This is a genomic window from Stenotrophomonas sp. P5_A8 (assembly GCF_056400545.1).
Genome location: NZ_JBFULB010000554.1, coordinates 1 through 1,275 on the forward strand (window position 1 = coordinate 1; position 1,275 = coordinate 1,275).

General features: G+C 67.1%; 1 protein-coding gene. It reads right to left on the bottom strand.

Going from position 1 to position 1,275, the window contains the following annotated elements; all coding sequences use genetic code 11:
- A partial coding sequence (locus AC1DQP_RS20610) for a TonB-dependent receptor plug domain-containing protein (protein WP_478052444.1) occupies positions 1-1,110 on the bottom strand: 1,110 nt, incomplete at its 3' end.
- Between the last annotated feature and the right edge of the window lie 165 nt (positions 1,111-1,275).

Here is a 1,275-nt window from a genome sequence, read left to right on the forward strand (position 1 = left end):
GTAGTAGCCCAGCTCGCCGAACAACTGCATGCTGTCGGTGAGATCGAAGCGGCCACTGGCGAACACATTTCCCTTGCGGATGGACGGTGACGAGGTGATGCCCGGCTCGGCGGCCGAATCGTAGTGATAGCGGGTCGGCACCGTGCCGGAAATCAGCGTGCCGGTGGCCGGATCGACATGCCAGCTGCCGGTGCGCCGGCCATTGGCGTACGTATCGAAATGACCCCACGGCGTTCGCGTGCTGAAGCCGGCCGTGCCGTCGGGATCGGGCACGCTGGTGCCATCGCCCAGCGGCCGGCGACCATCGGTCGCGGTGAACCAGGCATCGGAATTGCGCTGCGCCGTGCGCCTGGAAACGCCATACAGCACCGAGATGTTGCCGCGGCCTTCGGCAAAGTCACTGCCGAAGTAGCCGTCCAGGGAGACATCTTCGCGGTGGCCGTCCGAGACCTTGCCGTAGTTCATCTTGATGCCACCCCCATTCTGCAGGTTGCTCGGCGTCACCAGATCGACCACGCCGGCCACGGCGTCGGACCCGTAGATCGAGGCCGCCCCGTCCAGCAGCAGGTTGACGCGCTCCAGGCCGAAGGTCGGAATCGCATTGGCGTTGTAGGTGGTGTCATCGCCGCTGTTACTGATCGGGTGCTGCACGGTGCGGCGGCCGTTGATCAGCAGCAGCGTGTACTTGGCGCCGAGGTTGCGCAGGTTGATCGAGCCCACGTCGCCGCGGGCGACATTGGAGTTCCGCCCTGCGTTGGTGGTGCCCTTTTCCGTGACAGCGACATCACCGAACTGCGGCAGGCTGCGGAACAACTCGTTGCCGTTGGTGGCCCCGGTGGCATCGATCTGTTCCCGGTCCACGGCCACCACCGGYAGCGCCGCCTGCGCGCCACCGCCGGCGATCTGCGAGCCGAGCACCGAGACCTTGTCCAACAGCCGGGTATCGGTACGCTGCCGTTCCGGATCAAGCGCCGCTTCTTCCGCCGCCTGCGCCCCGGGCGCCAGCAGCGTGCACAGGGCAAGCGCCAGACGGCCGCGACGCGGCAGCAGCCCCTGCACGTCGTACCACGGCTGCTTCACGCCCGGCTGCGAACGAAGAACGCGCGTCATTGAGTATTCCCATGTCGTTTTCTGAGGGCACGGCGGACCCGGGCGTTCCCGCCCACGGTGTCCCCGGGAGAATCGCGGCCCCAAGGCCGCGGCGCGCAGGCGCGCTTAGTCGTTCACTTCTGCATACGCGCCGCGGACGATGCGGCCTTCCAGCTTCTGCTCGTC